The sequence below is a fragment of the Azospirillum mesophilum genome, assembly GCF_053470405.2.
Genome location: NZ_JBPXMQ020000034.1, coordinates 33,420 through 57,843 on the forward strand (window position 1 = coordinate 33,420; position 24,424 = coordinate 57,843).

Here is a 24,424-nt window from a genome sequence, read left to right on the forward strand (position 1 = left end):
CGCCGTTTCCATTTCTGCGAAGCACCCTCCAGTCAATCCGGCCCGGTCACTCCGGCAAAGCCTGCGCCGTGCGGTCGAGCGCCGCCTGGGGAACCGTGTTCCCGAAGCCGGACAGGATGGCGCGCGCATGGCCCGGAGGAAGGCCGGTCATGCGGGCGATGTCGCCGGCGTCGAGGCCGCCCTGTTCGGCGGAGCGCCGGATGCGGGAGATGGCGTCGCGCTTGCTGAGGCGTTGCTGGTCGCGGGAAACGCTGTTCATGGCATCCTCCTTCGACGGGAGAGGGGAGGCGGAATTTGGTGCGTCAGAGCGTCAGTGCGCGCGCCCTTCCAGGCGCCGCAGCGCCCGGTCGAGCCTTGTCAGCGGCATCATGAAGACGGTGCCGCCCAGAATGGCCCGGACATCCTCGATGTCGAGGTCGGTGGCGGCGGCCACGCCGCGCTCGTCCAGCCCGCGGTCTTCGGCGATCAGCGCGATCCACCCGGCCAGAGTCCGCGCCTGCGCCATCTGGCCGGGGTCCATCAGCGTGCCGCATCGATCGGAGTGGGGGGTAGCGTTGTCGATTGGGGTCAGCATGGGGCTCCTCCCAAAGAGCGATGATTGCTTTTTTTGGGATATGGTGCTCCGCCCCCGCCATCCGCACAATCAGGCCAACGGCCTATTGTCCATCGGTAGAAAGACCGACCGCAATTACGAAGGTGCTGTCCGCGGATGAGGCAGTCCCCTGCCCCGCGCATCACCGGACGGCGTCATTCCCCGACCCACCGCCGCGTCGGACCGGTGTCCACATGGACGAAGTTCCGTTGCGGGTAGCATCCGGCCCCGCCGTCGCCGAAGGACAGGGCGCAGTGGTAGAGGTCCGACGTGCGCCGGCCGGCAAGGCGCAGGTCCACCGCCTTGCCCTGCAGGTGCAGGCTGGACGCCGACGCCCCCTTCACATGCCGGTTGGTCTCCAGCGAGCGGAAGGCCGACAGCACCTCGAAGGGTTGGCTGGCGTCCAGCTTCTCCTGCATCTCCCAGAGCCGGTGCAGCAGGGCGAGGTCGATGCGGCGGCAGACGTCGCTGTGATGGTCGCGCAGCACCCAGTCGATGCGCGCCAGCGCGTCGGCCACCGGGCGGCCCTCTGCCCAATAGACACCGTCGAAGGTCTCGCCGGTCTGGCAGTTGTAGAGGCGGATGGCGCGTTCCGGCTCAGGCTCCCACGCGGCGGCCGGGCGGCTTTTGCAAAGGCCGAGCGCCAGGGCGGTGCTCAGCCCCAGAAGGCCCCGCCGCGACAGGCCGGACAGGCCGCCGCTGCGGAGGTGGACTCGCGGATCTGAAAAAGGGAGGTCGGAGGGCATGTCCTCTCCAGAGTTTCGATTGGTCCAGAGTTTCGATTGGCCGATGCCCAAACAGGGAGAATCGGGAATCGTCGGTGTTCGGACGCTTCGCGCGGTCCGTTTCGGCCCCGTTTCGGCGCCTGTTGTGGCATTTCAGTCATGGTTGGGGAGCAGGTGGCACAAGCCTCATGCCGTCGGTTGCCGGACCGGACAAGTAACATACGGTAGCTTACCGCCTGCCCGGATGGAGAAAGCCCCCTCCGCCCCCGATTCCCGAAATCCTCCTTTTGAATCAGTATTGCCTCATTCGATTGGGGAAAGCAGAGACCTTCCGAAATATTCGCCAACATTTAAGCAGAGCGGCAATGGACATGACGGCTTGCGGGTGGAAGAATGCCCCGTACGTCTGCAGACCACCACTTTTGCGGAAGGTTTCCTGGATTTTGCTTTGCTTTCGGGAGAAGACCGAATGACCGGCGGCAATCCGCTCGCTCAGGCCCCCGCCCAAAGCAGGGAGCCGACCGGAGAATTGGCCAGAGACCTGGACGAGAGCGCCATTCGGGCGCAACTCGACCGCATCCTGTCCAGTGACGCCTTCGACGCGTCGGAGCGCAACCGGCGCTTCCTGCGCTATGTGGTAGAGGAAAGCCTTGCCGGGCGGTCGCAGCAGATCAAGGCCTACTGCATCGCCGTCAGCGTCTTCAACCGCGAGTCCAGCTTCGACCCGCAGTCCGACCCCATCGTGCGGCTGGAGGCCGGGCGGCTGCGCCGCAGCCTGGAGCATTACTACCTAACCGCCGGGTGCAACGACTCCATCCGCATCGTCGTACCGAAGGGCGGCTACGCCCCGCGCTTCGAGGCGGTGGAGAGCCCGGAGCCGATGCCCACGTCCGCCCCACCCCCAACCCCAGCCATGGGGGCGCCCCGGTCCCGTGTGCTGCACCGGCCGATGCTCGCCGCCGGGGTCGCGGCCCTGGTCGTGCTCGGCGCGGGCGGTCTGCTGACGGGTCTCAGCGCGTCAACCGGCGGCATGGAGGAGGCGCTGGCGCTCGCCCCAGTTCCACACACAGTCCCACAGCGTCAGAGCGTTGCCATTGTCGTCGCCCCCTTCCGCACTATCGGCGGCGGCGAAGCGACCGCCCTCGCTGCCGTCCTGACCGACGAGATCGTGCGCGGCCTGACCGCCCAGACCGACCTCCCGGTGATCCTCGAACCGTCGCAGGACGAGAAGGCCAATGGAACGCCGAAGGGCCAAGACCTGCGCCTGTCCGGCAGCCTGCAAGTGCGGGATGGAGAGGTGCGCGCCCTCGTCCATCTGACCGACCGGGCCACCGGCACGGTCCTGTGGTCGGAGCCGTTCGACCGGCCCCCGCCCCAATCCTCGTCCCAGCGGGATCCCAACGCGCCACGCGACCTCGCCGCCGCCATCCTCACCCCGCTGGCCGACCCGCAAGGCCCGCTGGCGCAGAGTGTGTCGGCGCGGCTGCACGCGCACCCGGTCGCCGGTCTCGCCCCGCGCGACTGCGCCGTTCTGGCGACCGACCGCCGGGAGCATCCGCCGGCCGAACGGAAGGCGTTGCGCGCCTGCCTGGAACGGGGGACCACCGACAAGACGCTCAGCACCGGTCAGCAGGCGCGCCTGTGGGCGGCCCTGTCGCTGCTGCACGCCGACGAGCACCGCCAGCGCAGCGCCGACCGCGACACGAACGCGCTGGACCAGGCGCTGGCAGCGGCCCTGCGCGCGACGGAACTGGCGCCCACCGCGCTGCGTCCGCTGACCGCGCTGTACACCGCCTATTGCCTGCGCCGCCAGTACGAGCCCTGCTTCGCCGCTGGCGACAAGGCCCTGAAGGCGGCGCCTGAGGATCCGAAGATGCTGGCCGACCTCGGCCTCTGGCACGTCGAGGCGGGGGACGCGGAGCGCGGCATGGCGCTGATGGAACGGGCGATGGAGCGGGACCCGACCCAGGCTCCGCGACTCCTGCCCGCCTACGGCCTCGCCCGCCAGCGCGGCCCGGTCGAAGGCGGCGGGACGGCGGAGGCGAAGCTCCGCCTGGACATCACCAGCGCGGCCCCCGCCCAGGCCGCCCAGGCCGTTGCCTTCGTCCAGGCGGGCCGGATCGACGATGCTCGGGCCGCGGCAACGAAGGCACTGGCCGCCGACCCGAACTTCCCCGAGCGCGCCGCCCGCGAGCAGCGCAGCCTGCCCCTGCCGCCGGAGCTGGACGCCACCATCCGCAGCAGCTTCGCGGCCGCCGGCCTGACCGCACCCGATCCCCTGGCCCGATAACCGCGCCCGTTTGCCTCATGCGACGCCGTCATCATACGACGTCGTATGGGACAGCGTTCCCAGATCGGGGGTTCCCACCTCGGAGATTCCCAGGGAGATTCCCAGAACGGGGCTCAGCCCGAGCCGGGCTGGGCGGAGCCTTCGCTTTCCTCCGCGCGTTTGCGCAGCTCCTCCGAGGATAGACCAGCGGGCACGGCGTCCTGCAGGGTGCCGTCGCCGGGTGTCTTGGTCCTGTCCTCCATAGGAGATTCGGTTCCGGTCCCCGCATCCTGGGTCTTCCGGTTCTGTGGCGTATCGTTCATCGCAACCCTCGTCGTTCCATTCGAAATGCAAACGCTCACGCCGCCCGCAGGGTCCGCATCACCGTTTCCATGGCGACGCGCTCGGCCCCTTCAACGGCGTCGGCGGTGGAGCCGTGAAAGCGGGCGAAGACGTTGGTCATCATGCCGACCATGGTGCGAGCCCCGCAGCCCATCGCTTCCAGCGCGTCGCAGGCCCAGGCGTAGTGCCGCGCCTCGTCCTCGGCGTGGCGGTGCAGCACGGCCGCGACCTCCGGGTCGTGGGGCCGGGCCGCGTGACGCGCGTACTTCTCCCGCGACTGCCACTCGTTGGAGACGAAGGCGAGCAGCACCGCGCGGTCCCCGCCGGGGGTGCCCAGCGCCTGGACCGCCAGCTTGAAGACGCCCGTGGGCAGGTGCGGAAGCTGCACCGGAATGCCGTTGCGGTCGCGGATCAGCGCCGACAGCGCCTCCACATGCCGCTCGTGGTCGGCGCGGTGGTCGCGCAACTCCTCGCGCAGGCGCGGGTCGCGCAGCGCGCCGATGGCGAGGGAGTAGGCCGGCAGCGCGTCATGCTCCAACTGCAGCAGGTCGGTCAGCTCCGCCTGGAGGGACGCGGGATCCGGCGCTTCCGTCATGGAGCCGGGCATCATCATGCGCATCATCGCCCCGCCCTTCACTGCCGGCTGTTCTTCTGCTTGCCGGCCCCGGTGGTCGGGGCGTGCGGGCTGCCGGTGGTCGCGGAGTCCACACCCGGTCCGACGTCCAGATCCTCCGGGTTCTCGTTCCCGGCATCGAGCGCGCGGGCTTCCGGGCTGCCTTCGGTGCTGGAGATGACGTGCTCGCCGCGCCGGGCGCCGGGTCCTTCGATGTTCTGGAAGCCCGCCTTCTCCTCATCCACGGAGGGACCTTCGCGCGTGGTCGGGAAGTCGAGTGGTTCGTCGCGCTGATCGCCGTGCCGCTTGTCGGGGCTCATGCCGGGACTCCTGCCTTATGGTGACGGTGTCGTTCTCCCCGTCCCAACAGGATGCGGTTGGCCCCGTTCCGCGCCATGCTCCCCAGGGGTCTTGCCATCGCCATCTCCCCTCCACACATAGCGCTTTCCATAAGCCTGAAGGCAGGTCGGCCCTGACCCGGCAATTCCGGTGGTACTCGCAGCGTAGGAATCCGCGGGCAAACCCGGTATGACTCACGGCCCTTCATCCAGCGCACCCGCTCCGGCGGCCCGAACGGAGAGCGTCATGCTCAACGCCACCATCCCGTCCGCCCCGTCCCCGACGGAAGAGATGCCCACGGCCAAGGACATCTTCTCCATCCCCAGGCACCGGACGGACCTGCGCAAGCCGGCACCCTTCCTGCCGATGTCGCGGGCGGAGATGGACCGGCTGGGCTGGGACAGTTGCGACATCATTGTCGTGACGGGCGACGCCTACATCGACCACCCCAGCTTCGGCATGGCGATCATCGGCCGCCTGCTGGAGGCCCAGGGCTTCCGCGTCGGCATCATCGCGCAGCCGGACTGGAGCAGTGCGGAGCCCTTCAAGGTGCTGGGCAAGCCGAACCTGTTCTTCGGGGTGACCGGCGGCAACATGGACAGCATGGTGAACCGCTACACCTCGGACCGGCGGCTGCGCCACAACGACAGCTACACCCCGAACGACGAGGGCGGGAAGCGCCCCGACCGCGCGGTGATCGTCTACAGCCAGCGCTGCCGCGAGGCCTACAAGGATGTGCCCATCGTGCTGGGCGGCATCGAGGCATCCTTGCGCCGCATCGCCCAGTACGACCATTGGAGCGAGAAGGTCCGCCGCTCCGTCCTCGTGGACGCCAAGGCCGACATTCTCTGCTACGGCAACGCGGAGCGCGCCATCGTGGACGTCGCCCACCGCATCGCCGCCGGGGAGCGGGCGCGGGAGATCGACGACATCCGCGGCACCGCCATCATCCGCAACGCGGTGCCCGAGGGCTGGACCGTCATCGACAGCAGCAGCATCGACGAACTGACGCCCGCCGCGCCCCGCGCCGAGGGGGCCGACCGCACCGTCGTGCGCCTGCCGTCCTTCGAGCAGGTGAGCGCCGACAAGATCCTCTACGCCCACGCCTCGCGCGTGCTGCACCAGGAGAGCAACCCCGGCAACGCCCGCGCGCTGGTCCAGCGCCACGGCGACCGGGATGTCTGGCTGACCCCGCCGCCGATCCCCCTGACCACGGCGGAGATGGACGGTGTCTACGGCCTGCCCTACGCCCGCGCGCCGCACCCATCCTACGGCGATGCGCGCATCCCGGCGTGGGACATGATCCGCTTTTCGGTGAACATCATGCGCGGCTGCTTCGGCGGCTGCTCCTTCTGCTCCATCACCGAGCATGAGGGCCGCATCATCCAGAGCCGCTCCGAAGGTTCCATCCTGAAGGAGATCGAGGAGATCCGCGACAAGGTGAAGGGCTTCACCGGCGTGATCTCCGACATGGGCGGGCCGACCGCGAACATGTACCGGCTGGCATGCAAGGACAAGGAGATCGAGAAGGTCTGCCGACGCCCGTCCTGCGTCTATCCGGACATCTGCAAGAACATGAACACCGACCACGGCCCCCTGATCCAGCTGTATCGGAAGGCACGCGCCATCCCCGGCGTGAAGAAGATCAACATCGCGTCCGGACTGCGCTACGACCTCGCCGTCCGCAGCCCGGAATATGTGAAGGAGCTGGTGACCCACCATGTCGGCGGCTATCTGAAGATCGCGCCGGAGCACACGGAACCCGGCCCGCTGTCCAAGATGATGAAGCCGGGCATCGGCACCTACGACCGCTTCAAGGAGATGTTCGAGAAGGCGGCGAAGGCGGCCGGCAAGAAGCTGTACCTGATCCCCTACTTCATCGCCGCCCACCCTGGCACCACGGACGAGGACATGATGAACCTCGCCCTGTGGCTGAAGCGGAACGGCTTCAAGGCCGACCAGGTGCAGACCTTCCTGCCCACGCCGATGGCGCAGGCGACGGCCATGTACCACAGCGACCGCAACCCCCTGCGCCCCATCCGCCGCGAGGGATCGGAGGAGGTGTTCTCGGCCAAGGGGCTGAAACAGCGCCGCCTGCACAAGGCCTTCCTGCGCTACCACGACCCGGAGAACTGGCCGGTGCTCCGCGACGCTCTGAAGCGCATGGGCCGCTCCGACCTGATCGGGCCGGGCGAGCATCAGCTCGTTCCTGCGTGGCAGCCGGCCGGGACGGCGGCCAAGGCGGAGAAGCCGAAGCCGGGCAAGACCTTCTACACGCAGCAGGCCGGCAAGGGCCGGCGGACGTGCAAGGGTGGGCAGGGGAATGCGAAGCCGGGGCGGCGGGGCTGAACGGAGGCGCGCGTTTCTGCTACACTGTTACCCCCTCCCCACCCCTCCCCTCCCCCGCTTTGCGGGAGAGGGAGTTTGGTTCCCTCCACCGCCGGAGGCGGGGGAGGGTTAGGGAGGGGGCACCGTGTCCAATTCAGAACCTCAGCACCACCCCGGCGCCCTCATGCGCGCCGAAGCCCTATCCGCCCCAGATCGCATCGCGGCGCAGCTTGCCGCCAACGCCCCTGCCCTCGCCCGCCTTGCGGAAGTCCTCCGCGCCCGTCCGCCCGCCTTCGCGGTGACGGTCGCGCGCGGCAGCTCCAGCCACGCGGCCGGCTACGCCCGCGCGCTGTTCGAAACGGCGCTCGGCCTCGTCACCGCCCCGGCGGCACCCTCCGCCGTCACGCTCTACGGGGCGCGGCTGCGCCTGCGCGCCGCGCTCGTCCTCACCATCTCCCAGTCCGGCCAGAGCCCCGACCTCGTGACCGTCGTCGAGCAGGCGCGCGCCGAGGGTGCCCTCACCCTGGCCCTGGTGAACGACGAGGACTCTCCCCTCGCCCGCGCGGCCGAGCTGTGCCTGCCGCTGCACGCCGGACCGGAGCGGTCCGTCGCCGCGACCAAGAGCTTCCTGTGCAGCCTGTCCGCCGCCGCGTCCCTGGTCGCGGCGTGGCGTCCCGACCCGGAACTCAGCACGGCGCTCGACGCCCTGCCTGTCCGTCTGCGGGAGGCCGCCGGACGGGACTGGTCGGCGGCGTTGCCAATTCTGCGTGGCGCGCGGTCGCTGCTGGTGGTGGGGCGCGGCTACGGCTTTCCCGTGGCGCAGGAGATGGCGACCAAGCTGAAGGAGACCTGCACGCTCCACGCCGAGGCGCTGAGCGCGGCGGAGCTTCTGCACGGCCCGGTAGCCGTGGTGCAGGACGGGTTCCCGGTGCTGCTGGTCGCCCTGCCGGACCAGACGCTGCCCGGCCTGCTCGACCTCGCGCGGCGGCTGCGGGACCAGGGCGCCCACCTGCTGGTGGCCTCGCCGTCGGCGGAGGCGCTGGACCTCGCCCACACGCCCCTGCCCTTGCCGGCCCCGCTGCACCCGATGCTGGACCCGCTGGCGGCGGTGCAGGCCTTCTACCCGCTGGCCGCCCGCGCCGCGCTCGACCGGGGCCTCGACCCCGATCATCCGCCGACGCTCAGCAAGGTCACGCGGACGGTGTAGGGTTGGTTCGAACCGTCAGGACGGAAAGGAACAGACCATGCGCATCACGCTTCCGTTCGCCGTCGCCGTGAGCCTGCTGATGGCGGCGTGCAGCAGCCTCAGTTCTCTCCAGGGAGACTCCGGCTATGGAGCCTCCACGGGCAGCATCACGTCCAACGAGACCGGCTACGGCATCCGCCCGCAAAAGCCGACCGGCGGCGCCGACCTTCAGATGGACTGGGGTCCATAGAGCGCCGGCCCCGTCAGCCGCTGTCTCAGCAGCCGTTCAGGGCCTTGATGCGCTCGATCAGCGGGCGGCCGTCGCGGCGGGACAGCGACACCTCCGCCGCACCATCGCAGACCCGGCCGTTGACGTAGACGTAGTGATAGCGCACCCGCACCGCGTCCGGCCCCAGCGGATCGGCGGCGAGCAGGCGCACCGGTTCGCGCATGTTGGCGTAATAGCGGCTCATCGACGCGATCTCGTAGGCGCCGCTGTTGCGCTTTTCCGGAACCAGGAAGTCGTTGGCCCGCGCGCCGTCGGCTTGGGCCAGCGCCGCGTAGAAGCCGCGCACCGCCTCCAGCCCGTCGCTCACCGAGCCCAGGGAAGGGACAGGGGCAGGGCGGGGCACCGACACGACCGGAGCCGGAATCGGAGCGGTCACCGTTGGCGGGGGAGGGGGTGGTGCGGGGCGCACGACCTTGGGAAGCGGGGCCGGGTCAGCGTTCGGGGCCGGCTGCGGGATGGGCGCAGGGGTGGCGACGGCCGGCGGCTGACCCGGCCTGACCACCACCGGCGCAGACGATGCCGGGGGCGGAGCCGAGGGCGGCGGAGGCGGCGGGGGCGGCGGAACCGGCCTTGGGTTCGCCACCGGCGCCTGCTGCGCCGAAACGGGCGGGGGAGGGGACACCGGAGCGGCGGCGGGCGCCTGGACCGTAGCCGGGGCGGGAGCGGCAGGCGGCGCCGCGTTCGGCGTCAGGCGGATCGGGCCGTTCGTTGGCGCTTCCGCCGCCTTCTGGGCGCGGCCACGGTAGCAGTCGTCGCGCTCAGCGGCGGTCTTCAGCGGCTCGCAACGTTCGGCGCGCTCGATGCAGGCCCGGCGTAGGTCCTCGACGGTGATGTTCTCGCAACGGGGCGGGGCAGCCAGGGCCGAGCCGGCCAGCACCCACACACCCGTGAAACCCGCGAGCCCCGCAAGCATCGAACGGTTCGCCATAGCCTCCTCCTGTCGGACAGAGCCGAGTCCATACCAAAGCTTGGCCTTTTAGAGGAATGCCGGGAATCGTTCCCTGGCTTGCATTCGGACGATGGGGCCACTAGCGTTCCCGGCATGACCGACACCCAGACCAGCAACATCCGCCGCCTCGAAGCCTCCCAGGCCGTCCTGCTGGAGGAGCCGCGCCACGGCGTTCCGCAGACCAGCGAGATGCTGTTCGGCGAGACCTTCACCATCCTCGACCGCGAGGGGGCCCCTGAAGGAGAATGGCTGAAGGTGGAGAACCGGACCGACGGCCACGTCGGCTGGTTGCCGCCGGGCACCGCGACCGGGCAACCCACCGCCCCGACCCACCGCGTGCGCGGGCTGAAGGCCAACCTGCACCCCGCCCCCACCCACAAGGCGGTGCCGATCGCGACACTCAGCTTCGCCAGCCTCGTGGTGGTGGAAGGGGAGGAGAACGGCTGGGTCCGGCTGGACAACGGCCTGTGGGTCTTCGGCAAGCATCTGGAGCCGGTCGCAACGCCGCGCGCCGCGCTGCCGGTGGAAACCGCCGCGCGCTTCCTGGAAACGCCCTACGTCTGGGGCGGGCGGAGCTGCTTCGGCATCGACTGCTCCGGCCTCGTCCAGGTCGCGCTGGGGGCGGCGGGGATCGTCACGCACCATTCCAGCCGCATGCAGCGCGACGACGAGCGGCTGGGGCCGCTGGTCTCGGAAGACGGGCAGGGGCCAAACGGGCAGGGGATGGACTACCGGCGCGGCGACGTCGTCTTCTTCCCCGGCCATGTCGGGATCATGCTGGACGGCGCCACGCTGCTGCACGCCACCGTCTTCACCATGTCAGTCGTGACCGAGCCGCTGGCCGACGTCGCGGCCCGCGCCGAGCGCATCACCGGCGTCCGGCGCCCGGATCTCTGAAGAGCGTAGGTTGGGTTGAGCGCCAAGCGAAACCCAACACACCTCCCCATGCGACCATGTTGGGTTTCGCCTGCGGCTCAACCCAACCTACGGGCCTCCGTTGCCTCGGCCTGGGGCGCCCGAACCTCTAGGGCGCGCCCGACCATCAGCAGCGTCGGGCCGTCGCCCGCCGCGACGCCGTGCTCCGCCATGGCGCCCAGCGTCGTCCAGTGGTGGCGCTCGTCGGGGCGGCAGCCGTTCTCCACGGCCAGCACCGGCGTGTCGGGGGCAAGGCCGCCCGCCGTCAGGCCAAGCCCGACGCGGCGGGCCTGCTCGCGGCCCATATAGATCGCCAGAGTGCCTTTCGGGTCGGCCAGCCGCGCCCAGTCGGGCTCGGTCGCGTCGCCCTCCCGCCCGTGGGCGGTGACGAAGGTCACGGCGCGCGACACGCCGCGCTTGGTCAGGGAGATGCCGGCGCTGGACGCGCAGCCGAGCGCTGCGGTGATACCCGGGATGACGGAGACGGAGATGCCTGCGGCCTCCAAATGCTCGATCTCCTCACCCGCGCGGCCGAAAATCATCGGGTCGCCGCCCTTCAGGCGGACGGTGCGGCGCCCGGTGCGGGCGTGCCCCTCGACCAGGGCGTTGATCTCCTCCTGCGCGTGGGAGTGCTTGCCCGACCGTTTGCCGACGCAGACCAGTTCGGCGTCCGGCGATGCGAGGGCGAGGATTCCGGGGCCGACGAGGTGGTCGTAGAGGATCACTTCGGCCTGAGCGATGGCCCGCGCCGCCGCGACGGTCAGCAGGTCCGGGTCGCCCGGCCCGGCACCGACCAGCGTGACGTGCAACGACCGTCCGGAGGACACCTCCGGAAACGCGCGGGCGACGCGCCGGGCCGTGCGCGGGCCGAAGGCGGCCTCCAGCCGTTCGCGCAGAGCCACGATGAAGTTGAAACGCTTCCCTCCGCCCGCATGGGCGAAGCCGTCAAGCCACGTTGCTACGCTGGGCATCGGCGATGATCTCCTTGATCTCGGGAATGCAGGAGCCGCAGTTGGTCCCGGCCTTCAGGGCCTGGCCGACCTCCTGGACCGTGGTCAGGCGCTGGCTGCGGAGTGTGGCGATCAGGCGGTTGATGCCCACGCCGAAGCAGGAACAGACCGTTCGCCCCTCGTCCACCGTCGGCACGGGGGAACGGCCGGACAGCAGCGCGCGGCGGGCCGGGGCGTCCAGCGCTTCCGCAGACAGCAGGTCCACCAGCCAGCCACGGCCGGGCAATCCTCCGGAGGCCGACAGGAACAGGCAGGCCTCCAGCCGGTCGTGCGTCAGCCAGGCGCGGCGGAGCACCCCGCGCGCGTCGTCGCTGTAGTCGACCGTCGCGCCGACAAAGCCGAAGGACAGCTCTTCGGGGGAGGGAAGGGCGCCCTCGCCGGCCAGTTCGATCAGGTGACCGCCGGGGACGGCGCGGCGGGACCAGTAGCCGCCGTGGTTGGGCTCCACGGGGCTGCGGGCGATCAGGAAGCCGGTCCAGGCGGCAGCAAACGGCTCGACCAAGGCCGGCATGCGCTTCAGGTCCGGCTGGCCGGACAGCGGGTCCACCGCGTTGTCGTCCACCAAGCATCCGACGACGCAGGAGCCGGTGAAGCGGTCGGTCCAGTGCATGGGAAGGAAGGCCTCGCCCACGCGCTGCGCGTCGGTGACGCGGACGCGGGCCAGCGCCGTGCCGACGGAGGTGCGGATGCGGGCCAGCCCGCCGTCGGTGAGGCCGCGAGCCTCCGCGTCCTGCGGGTGGACGTCCAGGCAGGGTTCCGGCGCGTGGGAGGACAGGCGCGGCGACAGGCCGGTCCGCGTCATGGTGTGCCACTGGTCGCGCAAGCGGCCGGTGTTCAAAATCAGCGAGCCGGTCGCCACAGCACGGGGCAGGGGACGCGAGGTCACCGGCACGAAACGCGCCCGTCCATCCTCCGTGAAGAAGCGCCCTTCGGTGTAGAGCCGCCGCACCGGCTCCCCGCCCGCCCGCCGGGGCCAGGGTGCCGGGGCCAGCGTTTCAAATTCAGCGTCGGAAATTCCGGCGAGATCGCCGATGTCGAAGGCGCGGGCGCCGTCGTTCTCGAAGGCGGAGAGGGCGGCGTGCTCGCGGAACACGTCGGCGGGGGACTCGTAGGGGAAGGCCTCGGCGAAGCCCATCGCGCGGGCAACCCGGGTCAGGATCCACCAGTCGGGCCGCGCCTCCCCGCTGAGCGGCCGGAAGGCGCGCTGGCGGGAGATGGTGCGGTCGGAGTTGGTGACCGTGCCGTCCTTCTCGCTCCAGCCCGCCGCCGGCAGGCGGATATGGGCAAAGCGGCCCGTGTCAGTGTCGGCAATGCAGTCGCTGACGATGACCGTCTCGCATTTCGCCAGCGCCCGGCGCACGCGGCCGGCGTCGGGCATGCTGACCGCCGGGTTGGTCGCCATGACCCACACCGCACGGATTTTCCCCTCCTCCACCGCGCGGAACAGATCGACGGCCTTCGGGCCGGGCGTGGTCGCGAGGCGCGGTGCCTTCCAGAAGCGGCGGACGCGGTCCAGCGCGTCCTCCTCGAACCCCATGTGCGCGGCAAGCTGGTTGGCGAGCCCGCCGACCTCGCGCCCGCCCATGGCGTTCGGCTGGCCGGTGACCGAGAAGGACCCCATGCCCGGCTGCCCAATCCGGCCGGTCAGGAAATGCGCGTTCAGAATCGCGTTGACCGTGTCCGTCCCCTGGGACGACTGGTTCACGCCCTGGGAATAGACGGTGACCGTCCGGCGGGTCGTTTCAAATTCAGCGTAGAAGGCGGCGACCTCTTCGGGGGTCAGTCCGCAGACCGACGCGACCTGTTCCAGTGTGGGCGCGTCGGCGCGGGCGGCCTCCAGCGCCTTGGCGAGGCCGGAGGTGTGCTCGGCCACGAAGCGGGCGTCGACCACGCCGCGATCCGCCAGATGGACGAGCAGCCCGTTGAACAGCGCCGCGTCCGTGCCCGGCCGCAACGCAAGGTGCCGGTCGGCCCCGTCCACCGCCGCCGTGCGGCGCGGGTCCACCACGATGACGCGCGTTTTGCGTGCCTGCCGGGCTGCCAGGACACGTTGATGGAGAACGGGATGGCACCAGGGAAGGTTGGATCCGACCAGAACGATCAGGTCGGCCAGCTCCAAATCCTCGTAGGTCACCGGCACCGCGTCGGCCCCGAAGCCGCGTTTGTGCCCCGCCACGCTCGACGCCATACATAGGCGTGAATTCGTATCGATGGCCGCGGTGCCTAGGAATCCCTTCATCAATTTGTTGGCGACATAATAATCTTCGGTCAAGAGCTGACCGGAAACATAGAAGGCAACGGCGCCCGACCCGTACCGCTCGATGGTGTCGGACAGGCGCTTGGCGACGGTGCCGATGGCCTCGTCCCAGCCGACGCGGCGGCCCTCCACCTCCGGGTACAGCAGGCGCCCGTCGAGCCCCAGAGTCTCCGGCAGGTTGGAGCCCTTGGAGCAGAGCCGCCCCCGGTTCGCCGGGTGGTCCGGGTCGCCCTGGACGGTGACGGTGCCGTCATCGGAGACGCTGGCCAGCACCCCGCAGCCGACACCGCAATAGGGGCAGGTGGTGCGGACCGTTTCTCCCCTCTCAGTTTCCCTCTCCCCTCCGGGGAGAGGGGAGGGTGAGGGGGGTGCGCTTTTGCCGGACGTTCCGCCATGTGCATCCCCCTCACCCCAACCCTCTCCCCGGAGGGGAGAGGGAGAGCATTCTGGTTCAGCCATGCCCACACCCCCCGCGGCCGCCGGCGTTGCGGAAGGCGGCGAGGCCCAGCTGCACCACGCCGTCCACGACGCGCACGGGGCAGTGGCCGGTGCAGCCCTCGTCCGGGCCGACGGCTTCGCCGCTGGCAAGGTCGATGACCCAGCTGTGCAGCGGGCAGGTCACGCGGGCGCCGTGCACGATGCCCTGCGACAGGGGGCCGCCGCCGTGCGGGCAGCGGTCCTCCAGGGCGAACACCTCATCCTTCACCGTGCGGAACAGGGCGATGTCGCCGCCCTCCGTCCGCACGACGCGCGAGCCCTGGCGCGGGATGTCCTCGACGTTGCCAACGGTGGTCCACTTGATCGACTGGTCCATGGTTCGTTACCCCACCTGCGCGAGCGGCGCGAATTCGTGACGGTCCACCGAGCCGTTGGCGCGCTCCGCCCACGGATCGTCCTGCGAGAAGCGTTGCGAGAAGAGGAAGCGGGCGTTGAGCGCCTTCCGGCCCTCCGTGTCGTCGACCAGCCGCTTCTTGATGTACTCAAGGCCGACGCGCTCCAGCCACGGGGCGGTGCGCTCCAGATAGCGGGCCTCTTCGCGGTAGAGCTGCATGTAGGCGCCGGTGTATTCCAGCACCTCCGCCTCCGTCTCCACCTTGGTCAGCAGGTCGCAGGCCCGGACGTGCATGCCGCCGTTGCCGCCGACGTGCAGCTCATAGCCGCTGTCCACGCAGACCACGCCCAGGTCCTTGATGGTGGCCTCCGCGCAGTTGCGCGGGCAGCCGGAGACGGCCAGCTTCACCTTGTGCGGGGTCCAGGTGCCCCAGGTCAGGCGCTCCAGCTTCACGCCCAGGCCCGTGCTGTCCTGCGTGCCGAAGCGGCACCATTCGGAGCCGACGCAGGTCTTCACCGTGCGCAAGCCCTTGGCGTAGGCGTGGCCGGAGACCATGCCGGCGGCGTTCAGGTCCGCCCAGACGGCGGGCAGGTCCTCCTTCTTCACGCCGAACAGGTCGATGCGCTGGCCGCCGGTGACCTTCACGGTGGGGATGTTGAACTTGTCCACCACGTCGGCGATGGCGCGCAGCTCCTTAGCGTTGGTCAGGCCGCCCCACATGCGCGGGACCACAGAGTAGGTGCCGTCCTTCTGGATGTTGGCGTGCACACGCTCGTTGATGTAGCGGGAGCGGCTGTCGTCCTTGTACGCGCCCGGCCATTCGCACAGCAGGTAGTAGTTCAGCGCCGGGCGGCAATGGTGGCAGCCGTCGGGGGTCTTCCACTCCAGCCGCTGCATCACGTCGGGGATGGACTTCAGCTCCAGCGTGGTGATGGCCCGGCGCACCTCGTCGTGGGTGCGGTCGGTGCACTTGCACATCGGCTTGGCCTTGGTCTCGGCCGTGTAGCCGTCGCCGAGCGTCAGGGCGAGCAGCTGCTCCACCTGCCCGGTGCAGCTTCCGCAGGAGGCCGAGGCCTTGGTGTGGGCGCGCACCTCGTCCAGGCTGGTCAGGCCCTTGTCGGTGATGGCCTTGACAATAGTGCCCTTGCACACGCCGTTGCAGCCGCAGATCTCCGCCGTGTCGGGGAGCGCCGCAACGGCGGCCTTAGGGTTTGCCGCACCCTCCGCCCCGAAGCCCTGGCCGAAGATCAGCGTGTCGCGGACCGGGGTCACGTCCTCCCCGTCCTTCAGCATCTGGAAGTACCAGGCGCCGTCCTTGGTGTCGCCGTAGAGCACCGCACCCAGGATGCGGCTGTCCTTGACCACGATGCGCTTGTAGACGCCGCGCGCCGCGTCGCGAAAGACGATGTCCTCGCAGTCCTTGCCGCCGGTGAAATCGCCGGCGGAGAAGACGTCCACGCCCGTGACCTTCAGCTTGGTCGAGGTGACGGAGCCGGTGTAGGCCGCCTCCGTGCCCCCGGCCAGCCGGTCGGCGGCGACCTTCGCCATTTCGAACAGCGGGGCGACGAGACCGTAGGTCTGGCCGCGGTGCTCCACGCACTCGCCCACGGCGAAGATCGCGGGGTCGGAGGTGGTCATGGTGTCGTCCACCTGGATGCCGCGCCCGCAGGCCAGCCCGGCGGCCTTGCCGAGATCCATGTTCGGGCGGATGCCCACGGCCATGACGACGAGATCGGCGGGCAGTTCCTGCCCATTTTTCAGACTTACTCCGGAAACACGCTCTTTGCCCAAAATTTCGGCAGTATCCGCGCCGGTCAGCACGGTGATGCCCCGGCGTTCCAGCTCGTGCTGGAGCAGCGTGCCGGCGGAGCGGTCGAGCTGGCGCTCCATGATCGTGCCCATCAGATGCACGACCGTGACGTCCATGCCCTTTATCTTCAAGCCGTTGGCCGCTTCCAGGCCGAGCAGCCCGCCGCCGATGACCACGGCGCGACCGCCCTTGCCCGCCGCCTCCAGCATCGTTTCAACATCAGCGAGGTCGCGAAAGCCGACGACGCCGGGCAGATCGGCGCCGGGAACCGGGATGATGAAGGGGTTGGAACCGGTGGCGATCAGCAGCTTGTCGTAGGCGACGGTGCGGCCGGACATCGCGGTGACGGTGCGGTTCGCGCGGTCGATCGTCTCGACCTTGTCGCCGGTCAACAGGGTGATTCCGTTGGATTCGTACCAGTCGCGGGTGTTCAGGACGATCTGGTCGAAGGTCTTCTCCCCGGCCAGCACGGGCGAGAGCATGATGCGGTTGTAGTTGGGGTGCGGCTCGGCCCCGAAGACGGTGATGTCGTAACGGCCGGGCGCCTTGGCCAGCAGCTCTTCCAGCGTGCGGATGCCGGCCATCCCGTTGCCGACGACGACGAGGCGTTCGCGCTGGCCCTGTGATGCGTGGTTCTGATGCGTGCTCATGCCCTCTGCCCCTATCCAAATCGAAAGGCCAAAAAGGAAAGGCGCCCGAAACCGCCGGGAATCCGCGAAGGATCCCAACGGGTTCGGACGCCATTGTCCGGGGTGGTTCGTCGTCGAACCGGCAACGGCGCCATTGCCGCTGCCCTGATCTCTCAGACCTTCTGGCAAGAGCCGTGCCAACACCGGTACCAAGGTATGACTTGGCCGGCGAAACGGCGGATTCCCGCGCCTTTCCATGGCACCGTCCAGGCTGGAAGCCCGGTGCGGTGTTGGATGCGCGACGCGCGTGATTGTCCGGGATCGAACAAAAACCAGTCCAAAAGCTGACAAATTGTGCAGCGCATCACCACCATGGTCTTGAGCGTGGCTGTAGCGCCGGCTGCCCCTTCTCCACGCAAGCCAAGCCTTTGGGACCACTTTTCGGCCGCGATATGGCCTTTGGCATGGTCCTTGCGAGACGTACGGCGGGACACGCCAACGGCGGTGTGTCCATCCCATACGCCCAAGGTTGGGCTCCACGGCGACGTCGCTGACCCGGTTTCGACAGCCCCTCACGGCTGGAGGCCCTCACGGCGCGTCGCAACGGAGCGCCTTACGGGGGTTCGGGAACCGAGGTTGGTGCGGCGGCCCTGGGGTCCCGACGAGAGATGGAGCAACCGACGTGATCCGTACCCCCGCAATCCTGCGCAACACCTTGCTCACCGCCGCCGCCGGCATCGCCCTTACGATGGGCGCGGCGCAGGCCGCTCCGCTCAGCGTGGAGAAGGACCAGTTGAAGCTGGGCTTCATCAAATTAACCGACATGGCCCCGCTGGCCGTCGCCGTGGAAAAGGGCTTCTTCGAGGACGAGGGCCTGTCCGTGACGCTGGAGCCGCAGGCGAACTGGAAGGTGCTGCTGGATCGCGTTATCTCCGGCGAGCTGGACGGCGCCCACATGCTGGCCGGTCAGCCGCTGGGCGCCACCATCGGCTTCGGCACGCAGGCCAACGTGGTCACCGCCTTTTCCATGGACCTCAACGGCAACGGCATCACCGTGTCGAACGAGGTCTGGAACCAGATGAAGGCCAACATTCCGAAGGGACCGGACGGAAAGCCCGCCCACCCCATCAAGGCCGACGCGCTGAAGCCCGTCATCGCCCAGTACAAGGCGGCCGGCAAGGCCTTCACCATGGGCATGGTCTTCCCCGTCTCCACCCACAATTACGAGCTGCGCTACTGGCTGGCGGCCGGCGGGATCAACCCCGGCTATTACGCGCCGAACGACGTGTCGGGGCAGATCCAGGCCGACGCGCTGCTGTCCGTGACCCCGCCGCCGCAGATGCCGGCGACGCTGGAGGCCGGCACGATCTTCGGCTACGCGGTGGGAGAGCCGTGGAACCAGCAGGCCGTGGTGAAGGGCATCGGCGTGCCGGTCATCACCGACACCGAGATCTGGAAGAACAACCCCGAAAAGGTCTTCGGCGTGACCGAGGCCTGGGCCGCCAAGAACCCGAACACCCATCTGGCGCTGGTCAAGGGCCTGATCCGCGCGGCCATGTGGCTGGACGAGAACAACAACGCCAACCGCGCCGAGGCGGTGAAGATCCTGGCGAAGTCCGAATATGTCGGCGCCGACGCCAAGGTCATCGCCAACTCCATGACCGGCACCTTCGAGTATGAGAAGGGCGACAAGCGCGACGTTCCCGACTTCAACGTCTTCTTCCGCTACAACGCAACCTATCCCTTCTATTCCGACGCCGTCTGGTACCTGACGCAGATGCGCCGCTGGGGCCAGATTGCCGAGGCGAAGCCGGACAACTGGTACGCGGAGACCGCCCGCAAGGTCTACAAGCCGGAGATCTACCTGAAGGCCGCCAAGCTGCTGGTCGAGGAAGGCAAGGCCAAGGAGGCGGACTTCCCCTGGAGCAGCGACGGCTACAAGCCGGTCGACAACGGCTTCATCGACGGCATCGCCTACGACGGCCACAAGCCCAACGAGTATCTGTCCAAGCTGCCCATCGGCCTGAAGGGCGAGCAGAAGGTCGAAGGCGGCCAGTTGGTCGGCGCCACTTCGGTTGGTGGTTGAGGCGGATTACCCGGATGACTTGCGACGTGGCAGCAGCGAGCCCCCTCCCTAACCCTCCCCCGCCTTTGGCGGTGGAGGGGACCAAACTCCCTCTCCCGCGAAGCTCTCGCGCAAACCCTTGGTTTGCGCTGACGCGGCAGGCGGACCTTCGGTCCGCCGAGAGCGGGGGAGGGCGGGGGGAGGGGGCAGCAGCGCCCGCGCTGAAAGGAAAGAACGACCGATGACCAGCGTAACCGAAGCGTCCGCCCTGTCCGCTGCCGAGGCCCTGCGCGCCCGGCGCAAGGCCCGCCGGGCCCAGGCTCTTACCCGCGCCGCCGGCACCCTCCAGATCGTCGGGCTCGGCTGGCTCAGCCCGCTGCTGCGACTGGCGGCGGGGGAGAACCCGCGCCAGCAGGGGCTGGAGCTGTGGCGTCAGGCCGGCGTGCCGCTGACCGCCATCCTGCTGTTCCTGGCCGCCTGGGGCTGGCTGGCCCCGCAGGTGCACACCAGCCTGGGCAGCATCCCCGGCCCCGCCCAGGTGTGGGAGCAGGCGACCAACCTCTACGGCGACCACAAGGCCGAACGCGCCAAGGAAGCCGCCTTCTACGAACGGCAGGCCAAGCGCAACGCGGAGATCCTGGCGAAGGACCCGAAGGCGGAGGTGAAGACCCGCCCTTACGCCGGCAAGGCCACCTACCTGGACCAGATCCTGACCAGCCTGAAGACGGTCTTCACCGGCTTCCTGCTCGGGGCGCTGGTGGCGGTGCCGCTGGGCGTGGCCTGCGGCCTGTCGCGCACGGTGAACGCGGCCATGAACCCGCTGATCCAGATCTTCAAGCCGGTGTCGCCTCTGGCGTGGCTGCCGCTGGTGACCATGGTGGTCAGCGCCACCATCTCCAGCGACAACCCGACCTTCGAGAAGTCCTTCCTGACCTCGGCCATCACGGTCACGCTCTGCTCGCTGTGGCCGACGCTGATCAACACGGCGGTCGGCGTGTCGTCCATCGACAAGGACCTGATGAACGTCGGCAAGGTGCTGCAGCTGTCCGCCCCGACGATGGTGCGCCGGCTCGTGCTGCCCTCGGCGCTGCCCTACATCTTCACGGGCCTGCGGCTGTCGCTGGGCGTGGGCTGGATGGTGCTGATCGCGGCGGAGATGCTGGCCCAGAACCCCGGCCTCGGCAAGTTCGTGTGGGACGAGTTCCAGAACGGCTCCTCCTCCTCGCTCGCCAAGATCATGGTGGCGGTCTTCACCATCGGCCTGATCGGCTTCCTGCTGGACCGCGTCATGCTGGCCTTCCAGGCCGCCGTTTCCCACACCGGCACGCGCTGAGGAGGCCACTGAGATGCCGATCCTCGAACTGAAGAACGTTTCAAAATCCTACGGCGCGACCAACGTCCTGAACGCCATCGACCTGTCCATCGCGGATGGGGAGTTCGTCGCCATCGTCGGCTTCTCCGGATCCGGCAAGACGACGCTGGTCAACCTGATGGGCGGCCTCGCCGAAGCTGACACGGGCGAGGTGCTGTTCCGCGGCAAGCCGGTGCGCGGGCCAGGGCCGGAGCGCGGCGTCGTGTTCCAGAACTACTCGCTGATGCCCTGGCTCAGCGTGAAGGACAACGTCGCGCTGGCCGTGGACAGCGTGCACCGGGGCAAGGACGCGGCGGAGCGCGGGGCGCTGACCCGCCGGGCGGTGGAGACGGTCGGGCTCGGCCACGCCACTGACCGCCGGCCGAAGGAGCTGTCGGGCGGCATGCGGCAGCGGGTGGGCTTCGCCCGCGCGCTGGCCATGAGCCCCGACATGCTGCTGCTGGACGAGCCGCTGTCGGCGCTGGACGCGCTGACCCGCGCGAAGCTCCAGGACGAGATCGAGGCGATCTGGCGCAAGGACCGCAAGACGGTCGTCCTCATCACCAACGACGTGGACGAGGCGATCCTGCTGGCCGACCGCATCATCCCGCTGACGCCGGGTCCGGGCGCCACGCTCGGCCCCGCCTTCACGGTGGATCTGCCGCGCCCGCGCGACCGCACCGCCGTCAACCACGACGCGGACTTCAAGCGCCTGCGCGCCGAGGTCACGGCCTACCTGATGGAGGCCGGCGTCGCCCGCGCCGCCGCCACGGGGGGCGAGGACGGCGTGACCCTGCCGAACGTGCAGCCCATCACCGCCAGCCCGCCGCCCAAGGCCTATCTGGCCGCCCAGGCCAGCCGGGCGCCGGACGAGCGCTACGTCGAATTCAGCCGCGTCACCAAGACCTTCCCGACGCCGAAGGGGCCGCTGACGGTGGTGGACGGCTTCGACCTGAAGATGCGCAAGGGGGAGTTCATCTCGCTGATCGGCCATTCCGGCTGCGGAAAGTCCACCGTGCTGTCCATGGTGGCAGGGCTGGCCGACGTCTCGACCGGCGGCATCGTGCTGGACGGGCGGGAGGTGACCGGCGCCGGCCCCGACCGGGCGGTGGTCTTCCAGGCCCCCAGCCTGTTCCCCTGGCTGACCGCGGCGGAAAACGTCATGCTGGGCGTGGACCGCGTCTACCCCCACGCCAGCAAGGCCGAGCGCCGCGACATCGTGCAGTACTATCTGGGCCGCGTGGGGCTGGGCGATTCCCTGCACAAGAAGGCGGCGGAACTGTCCAACGGCATGAAGCAGCGCGTCGGCATCGCGCGGGCCTTCGCGCTGTCGCCGAAGCTGCTGCTGCTGGACGAGCCCTTCGGCATGCTGGACAGCCTGACCCGCTGGGAGCTTCAGGAGGTGCTGATGGAGGTCTGGGCGCGCACCCAGGTCACCGCCATCTGCGTCACCCACGACGTGGACGAGGCGATCCTGCTGGCCGACCGCGTGGTCATGATGTCCAACGGCCCCAACGCGAAGATCGGCCACATCCTGGAGGTCGACATCCCGCAGCCCCGGACCCGTCAGGCGTTGCTGGAGCATCCCCGCTATTACACCTACCGGGAGGAGTTGCTGAACTTCCTGGAAGGCGGGCACCACGGCACGGCGAAAGCGGCGTAAGGACGGCGAAGACCCATGGCAAGCAAGACCCTGACCATCCTGGTGGCCGGCCACGACGACGCGGGCACCCGCGCGATCGAGGACGGGCTGAGTGATACCGGTGCCTTCAGGGTCCTGCCGGCCGGCGGTCTTGCCGACCTGATCCCACGTGCGGCGGCGCTGGCGCCGGACGCTGTTGTTGCAACGCTGGGCACGGCGGACCGCGCGGCGGTGGACCCGCTGTTCCGGCTGGCCCGCTCCGGCGGCTGCGCTGTCCTGCTGTTCGCGGAGCGGGCGGAACCCGGCCTTGCCGCGCAGGCGGCCGAGGCCGGCGTGGCCGCCTTCGTCGTGGATGGCCTGCGCCCCGACCGCGTGCGATCCATCGTCGAGACGGCCCTGTCGCGCTTCGCTGCTTTTGAAACGCTGAAACGCGAACGCGACGAGGCGCGCAGCCAACTCGCCGAGCGCAAGCTCATCGAAAAGGCCAAGGGCCTATTGATGCAGCAGAAGTCCCTGACGGAGGAGCAAGCCTACACGGCGCTGCGCAAGGCCGCGATGAAGCAGGGCCGCCGCATCGCCGACATCGCCCAAAGCGTGGTCACCGCCGCCGAAATCGGGATCTGAGATTTTTTGTTTTCAAGGGGTTGCAGCGCAAATGATACGGAACCAAGATTTTGGTTCCGGGACCAGCGAGTCCAATTTTTCCCGCCGGTCGGCCGTCGTCGACAACGCTGCACATGATCACTCTGCCAGAGCTTGCAGAGTCGCACAAGCCACCCGCAAACGGTCCGGCCTTCGCATTCCTCCTGCCCGACGTGGCGCGGCATCGGCTATGATCGGCGCCCGCGCTTTCCGAGCGCGTTGCAGGGACATTCGGAGGTCTGGATGCTGATCCGCCAGGGCGAACATCGGGGAACCGCGGCCGACCGAAACCTCGCCTGGTCGCTGGCCGGCATCGCCGGGGCGATCAACGCGGCCGGCTTCTACGCCGCCGGGCTCTATTCGTCCCACATGACCGGCACCGTCTCGACCATGGCCGACCATCTGGCCGTGGGGAATGTCGGGATGTTCGGGGTGGCGCTGGCCATCGTGGCGACCTTCGTCGCCGGCGCCATGGTCTCCACCCTGCTGATCAACGCCGGGCACCGCCGGGGCTTGTCGGCCATCTACGCCTACAGCGTGTTCCTGGAAGCGCTGCTGCTGGCCGGGCTGGGCGCGGCCGACGTCTGGCTGCACGAACTGCGCGGGCCGGCGCTCGTCATGGGCCTCAGTTTCCTGATGGGCTTGCAGAACGCCGTGGTGACCCGCATCTCCAACGCGCGCGTCCGCACCACCCACGTCACCGGTATGATCACCGACATCGGTATCGAACTCGGCAACCTGCTCGACAGCCTCGCCCACCGCACCGACCGGGAGCAGATCCAGGGAACGGTCGAGAAGCTGAAGATGCATGCGCCGACCGTGCTGTCCTTCTTCGCCGGCGGCGTGCTGGGGGTGCTTGGCTACCGCATGGGGGGCGCCCTGCTGTTCGTCAGTCTGGCGGTGATCCTTGCCGGCGTCGCGGCCCCGGTGATCGTCAACCAGTGGCGCACGGCCAGCTGATATGGCCAGCTGATTTCCCCCAGCGTTTCAAATTCAGCGTTGCTCCCGACCCCCATGAACCCTTGCGAAGGCCCCATCCCCGACATCGTCGCGCACGACCTTCACGCGCTGTTCGTCGGCTTCAATCCGGGGACGCGCTCCGGCGCGCTGGGGCACAATTACGCGGGGCGGGGGAACCAGTTCTGGCGGCTGCTGGCGGCGTCCGGCCTGACGCCCCGCCTGATGCAGCCGGAGGAGGACAGCCGCCTGCCGGAGTTCGGGTTGGGCTCCACCAATCTCGTGGCCCGCGCCACCCCCAGCGCCGCCGACCTCAGCCGGGCGGAGCTGCGCGGCGGCGTGCCGCGCCTGCGCGCGCTGGTGGCGGAGTTTCGGCCGCGCATCATCGCCTACACCGGGAAGGGCGTCTATCTGGCCGCCGCCGATCGCGATCGGGCGGACTGGGGCGTGCAGGACACCAGTCTGTTCGGCAGCCCCATCGACGTGGTGCTGCCCTCGCCCAGCGGGCTCGCCCGTCTGCCCTTCGAGGAAAAGCTGCGCTGGTTCCGCGAGGTGAAGCGGCTGATCGACGGTTTCAGCGCGACGCCGTGAGCACCGTTGCGGCTTCAGCGTGACCGCGCACAGGCTCCTGTCGCCCGACAAAGGCCGGGCGTTTCAAATTCAGCGTCGATGATTGGGGCGG

Annotated in this window: 22 protein-coding genes; 11 read left to right on the forward strand and 11 right to left on the reverse strand. The window is 69.3% G+C overall.

Annotation, left to right across the window (positions count from 1 at the left end):
• Window positions 1–46: 46 nt before the first annotated feature.
• The 3 genes from ACSVC7_RS24955 to ACSVC7_RS24965 all read right to left on the reverse strand — a co-directional run bounded on the left by ACSVC7_RS24955 (window position 47) and on the right by ACSVC7_RS24965 (window position 1,338).
• Entirely contained in the window at window positions 47–259 is a 213-nt protein-coding gene (locus ACSVC7_RS24955) for a hypothetical protein (RefSeq protein WP_448207411.1), read from the reverse strand.
• A gap of 51 nt (window positions 260–310) precedes the next feature.
• Window positions 311–574 carry a hypothetical protein gene (locus ACSVC7_RS24960; protein ID WP_448207410.1) on the reverse strand — a complete coding sequence of 88 codons (264 nt, stop codon included), beginning with the start codon at window positions 572–574 and terminating at the stop codon, window positions 311–313.
• A gap of 173 nt (window positions 575–747) precedes the next feature.
• Entirely contained in the window at window positions 748–1,338 is a 591-nt protein-coding gene (locus tag ACSVC7_RS24965; RefSeq protein WP_448207409.1) for a YcbK family protein, read from the reverse strand.
• Between the two features lie 508 nt (window positions 1,339–1,846).
• On the opposite strand from ACSVC7_RS24965, the gene ACSVC7_RS24970 reads away from it, so the two are divergent.
• Window positions 1,847–3,607, forward strand: coding sequence for a hypothetical protein (locus ACSVC7_RS24970; RefSeq protein WP_448207408.1), 1,761 nt, complete (start codon window positions 1,847–1,849; stop codon window positions 3,605–3,607).
• Between the two features lie 113 nt (window positions 3,608–3,720).
• On the opposite strand, the gene ACSVC7_RS24975 is transcribed toward ACSVC7_RS24970, so the two are convergent.
• The 3 genes from ACSVC7_RS24975 to ACSVC7_RS24985 all read right to left on the reverse strand — a co-directional run bounded on the left by ACSVC7_RS24975 (window position 3,721) and on the right by ACSVC7_RS24985 (window position 4,861).
• Window positions 3,721–3,849 (reverse strand): hypothetical protein, encoded by a 129-nt coding sequence (locus tag ACSVC7_RS24975; protein WP_448207407.1) that lies wholly within the window; start codon window positions 3,847–3,849, stop codon window positions 3,721–3,723.
• Between the two features lie 95 nt (window positions 3,850–3,944).
• A complete protein-coding gene (locus ACSVC7_RS24980; protein ID WP_448207406.1) occupies window positions 3,945–4,550 on the reverse strand; it encodes a hypothetical protein in 606 nt (201 codons plus the stop codon).
• An 11-nt stretch (window positions 4,551–4,561) separates the two neighbouring features.
• Window positions 4,562–4,861: a hypothetical protein gene (locus ACSVC7_RS24985; protein ID WP_448207405.1), complete on the reverse strand. Its 300-nt coding sequence runs from the start codon at window positions 4,859–4,861 to the stop codon at window positions 4,562–4,564.
• A gap of 310 nt (window positions 4,862–5,171) precedes the next feature.
• On the opposite strand from ACSVC7_RS24985, the gene ACSVC7_RS24990 reads away from it, so the two are divergent.
• The 3 genes from ACSVC7_RS24990 to ACSVC7_RS25000 all read left to right on the forward strand — a co-directional run bounded on the left by ACSVC7_RS24990 (window position 5,172) and on the right by ACSVC7_RS25000 (window position 8,644).
• Window positions 5,172–7,229, forward strand: coding sequence for a YgiQ family radical SAM protein (locus ACSVC7_RS24990; RefSeq protein ID WP_448207442.1), 2,058 nt, complete (start codon window positions 5,172–5,174; stop codon window positions 7,227–7,229).
• Between the two features lie 124 nt (window positions 7,230–7,353).
• The gene (locus ACSVC7_RS24995; RefSeq protein WP_448207404.1) at window positions 7,354–8,415 is read left to right on the forward strand and encodes an SIS domain-containing protein; all 1,062 of its coding nucleotides are present in this window, start codon (window positions 7,354–7,356) and stop codon (window positions 8,413–8,415) included.
• A gap of 37 nt (window positions 8,416–8,452) precedes the next feature.
• Window positions 8,453–8,644 (forward strand): hypothetical protein, encoded by a 192-nt coding sequence (locus ACSVC7_RS25000; RefSeq protein WP_448207403.1) that lies wholly within the window; start codon window positions 8,453–8,455, stop codon window positions 8,642–8,644.
• 25 nt (window positions 8,645–8,669) lie between these two features.
• On the opposite strand, the gene ACSVC7_RS25005 is transcribed toward ACSVC7_RS25000, so the two are convergent.
• On the reverse strand, window positions 8,670–9,611 hold the full coding sequence (locus ACSVC7_RS25005) for a hypothetical protein (RefSeq protein ID WP_448207402.1): 942 nt from the start codon (window positions 9,609–9,611) through the stop codon (window positions 8,670–8,672).
• A 114-nt stretch (window positions 9,612–9,725) separates the two neighbouring features.
• Between ACSVC7_RS25005 and ACSVC7_RS25010 the strand changes: the two genes are divergently transcribed.
• On the forward strand, window positions 9,726–10,529 hold the full coding sequence (locus ACSVC7_RS25010; protein ID WP_448207401.1) for a C40 family peptidase: 804 nt from the start codon (window positions 9,726–9,728) through the stop codon (window positions 10,527–10,529).
• A gap of 77 nt (window positions 10,530–10,606) precedes the next feature.
• Here the strand turns inward: ACSVC7_RS25010 and cobA are convergent, their stop codons facing one another.
• The 4 genes from cobA to nirB all read right to left on the reverse strand — a co-directional run bounded on the left by cobA (window position 10,607) and on the right by nirB (window position 17,106).
• Window positions 10,607–11,518, reverse strand: a complete 912-nt coding sequence (cobA, locus tag ACSVC7_RS25015) for a uroporphyrinogen-III C-methyltransferase (protein WP_448207400.1) — start codon at window positions 11,516–11,518, stop codon at window positions 10,607–10,609.
• The gene (locus ACSVC7_RS25020) at window positions 11,493–14,087 is read right to left on the reverse strand and encodes a molybdopterin-dependent oxidoreductase (RefSeq protein ID WP_448207399.1); all 2,595 of its coding nucleotides are present in this window, start codon (window positions 14,085–14,087) and stop codon (window positions 11,493–11,495) included. Before ACSVC7_RS25020 ends, cobA begins: the two co-directional genes overlap by 26 nt.
• Before the next feature lie 178 nt (window positions 14,088–14,265).
• Window positions 14,266–14,628, reverse strand: a complete 363-nt coding sequence (gene nirD / locus ACSVC7_RS25025) for a nitrite reductase small subunit NirD (protein WP_448207398.1) — start codon at window positions 14,626–14,628, stop codon at window positions 14,266–14,268.
• Window positions 14,629–14,634: 6 nt separating this feature from the next.
• The gene (gene nirB, locus ACSVC7_RS25030) at window positions 14,635–17,106 is read right to left on the reverse strand and encodes a nitrite reductase large subunit NirB (RefSeq protein ID WP_448207397.1); all 2,472 of its coding nucleotides are present in this window, start codon (window positions 17,104–17,106) and stop codon (window positions 14,635–14,637) included.
• A gap of 661 nt (window positions 17,107–17,767) precedes the next feature.
• Between nirB and ACSVC7_RS25035 the strand changes: the two genes are divergently transcribed.
• The 6 genes from ACSVC7_RS25035 to ACSVC7_RS25060 all read left to right on the forward strand — a co-directional run bounded on the left by ACSVC7_RS25035 (window position 17,768) and on the right by ACSVC7_RS25060 (window position 24,333).
• Entirely contained in the window at window positions 17,768–19,171 is a 1,404-nt protein-coding gene (locus ACSVC7_RS25035; protein WP_448207396.1) for a CmpA/NrtA family ABC transporter substrate-binding protein, read from the forward strand.
• Between the two features lie 220 nt (window positions 19,172–19,391).
• On the forward strand, window positions 19,392–20,483 hold the full coding sequence (locus ACSVC7_RS25040) for an ABC transporter permease (protein ID WP_448207395.1): 1,092 nt from the start codon (window positions 19,392–19,394) through the stop codon (window positions 20,481–20,483).
• A gap of 13 nt (window positions 20,484–20,496) precedes the next feature.
• Window positions 20,497–22,164 (forward strand): ABC transporter ATP-binding protein, encoded by a 1,668-nt coding sequence (locus tag ACSVC7_RS25045; protein ID WP_448207394.1) that lies wholly within the window; start codon window positions 20,497–20,499, stop codon window positions 22,162–22,164.
• Window positions 22,165–22,179: 15 nt separating this feature from the next.
• Complete coding sequence (locus ACSVC7_RS25050) at window positions 22,180–22,767, forward strand: ANTAR domain-containing response regulator (RefSeq protein WP_448207393.1); 588 nt, start codon at window positions 22,180–22,182, stop codon at window positions 22,765–22,767.
• 261 nt (window positions 22,768–23,028) lie between these two features.
• A complete protein-coding gene (locus tag ACSVC7_RS25055) occupies window positions 23,029–23,745 on the forward strand; it encodes a YoaK family protein (protein WP_448207392.1) in 717 nt (238 codons plus the stop codon).
• Between the two features lie 54 nt (window positions 23,746–23,799).
• Window positions 23,800–24,333, forward strand: coding sequence for a mismatch-specific DNA-glycosylase (locus ACSVC7_RS25060; protein WP_448207391.1), 534 nt, complete (start codon window positions 23,800–23,802; stop codon window positions 24,331–24,333).
• The last annotated feature ends 91 nt before the right edge of the window (window positions 24,334–24,424 follow it).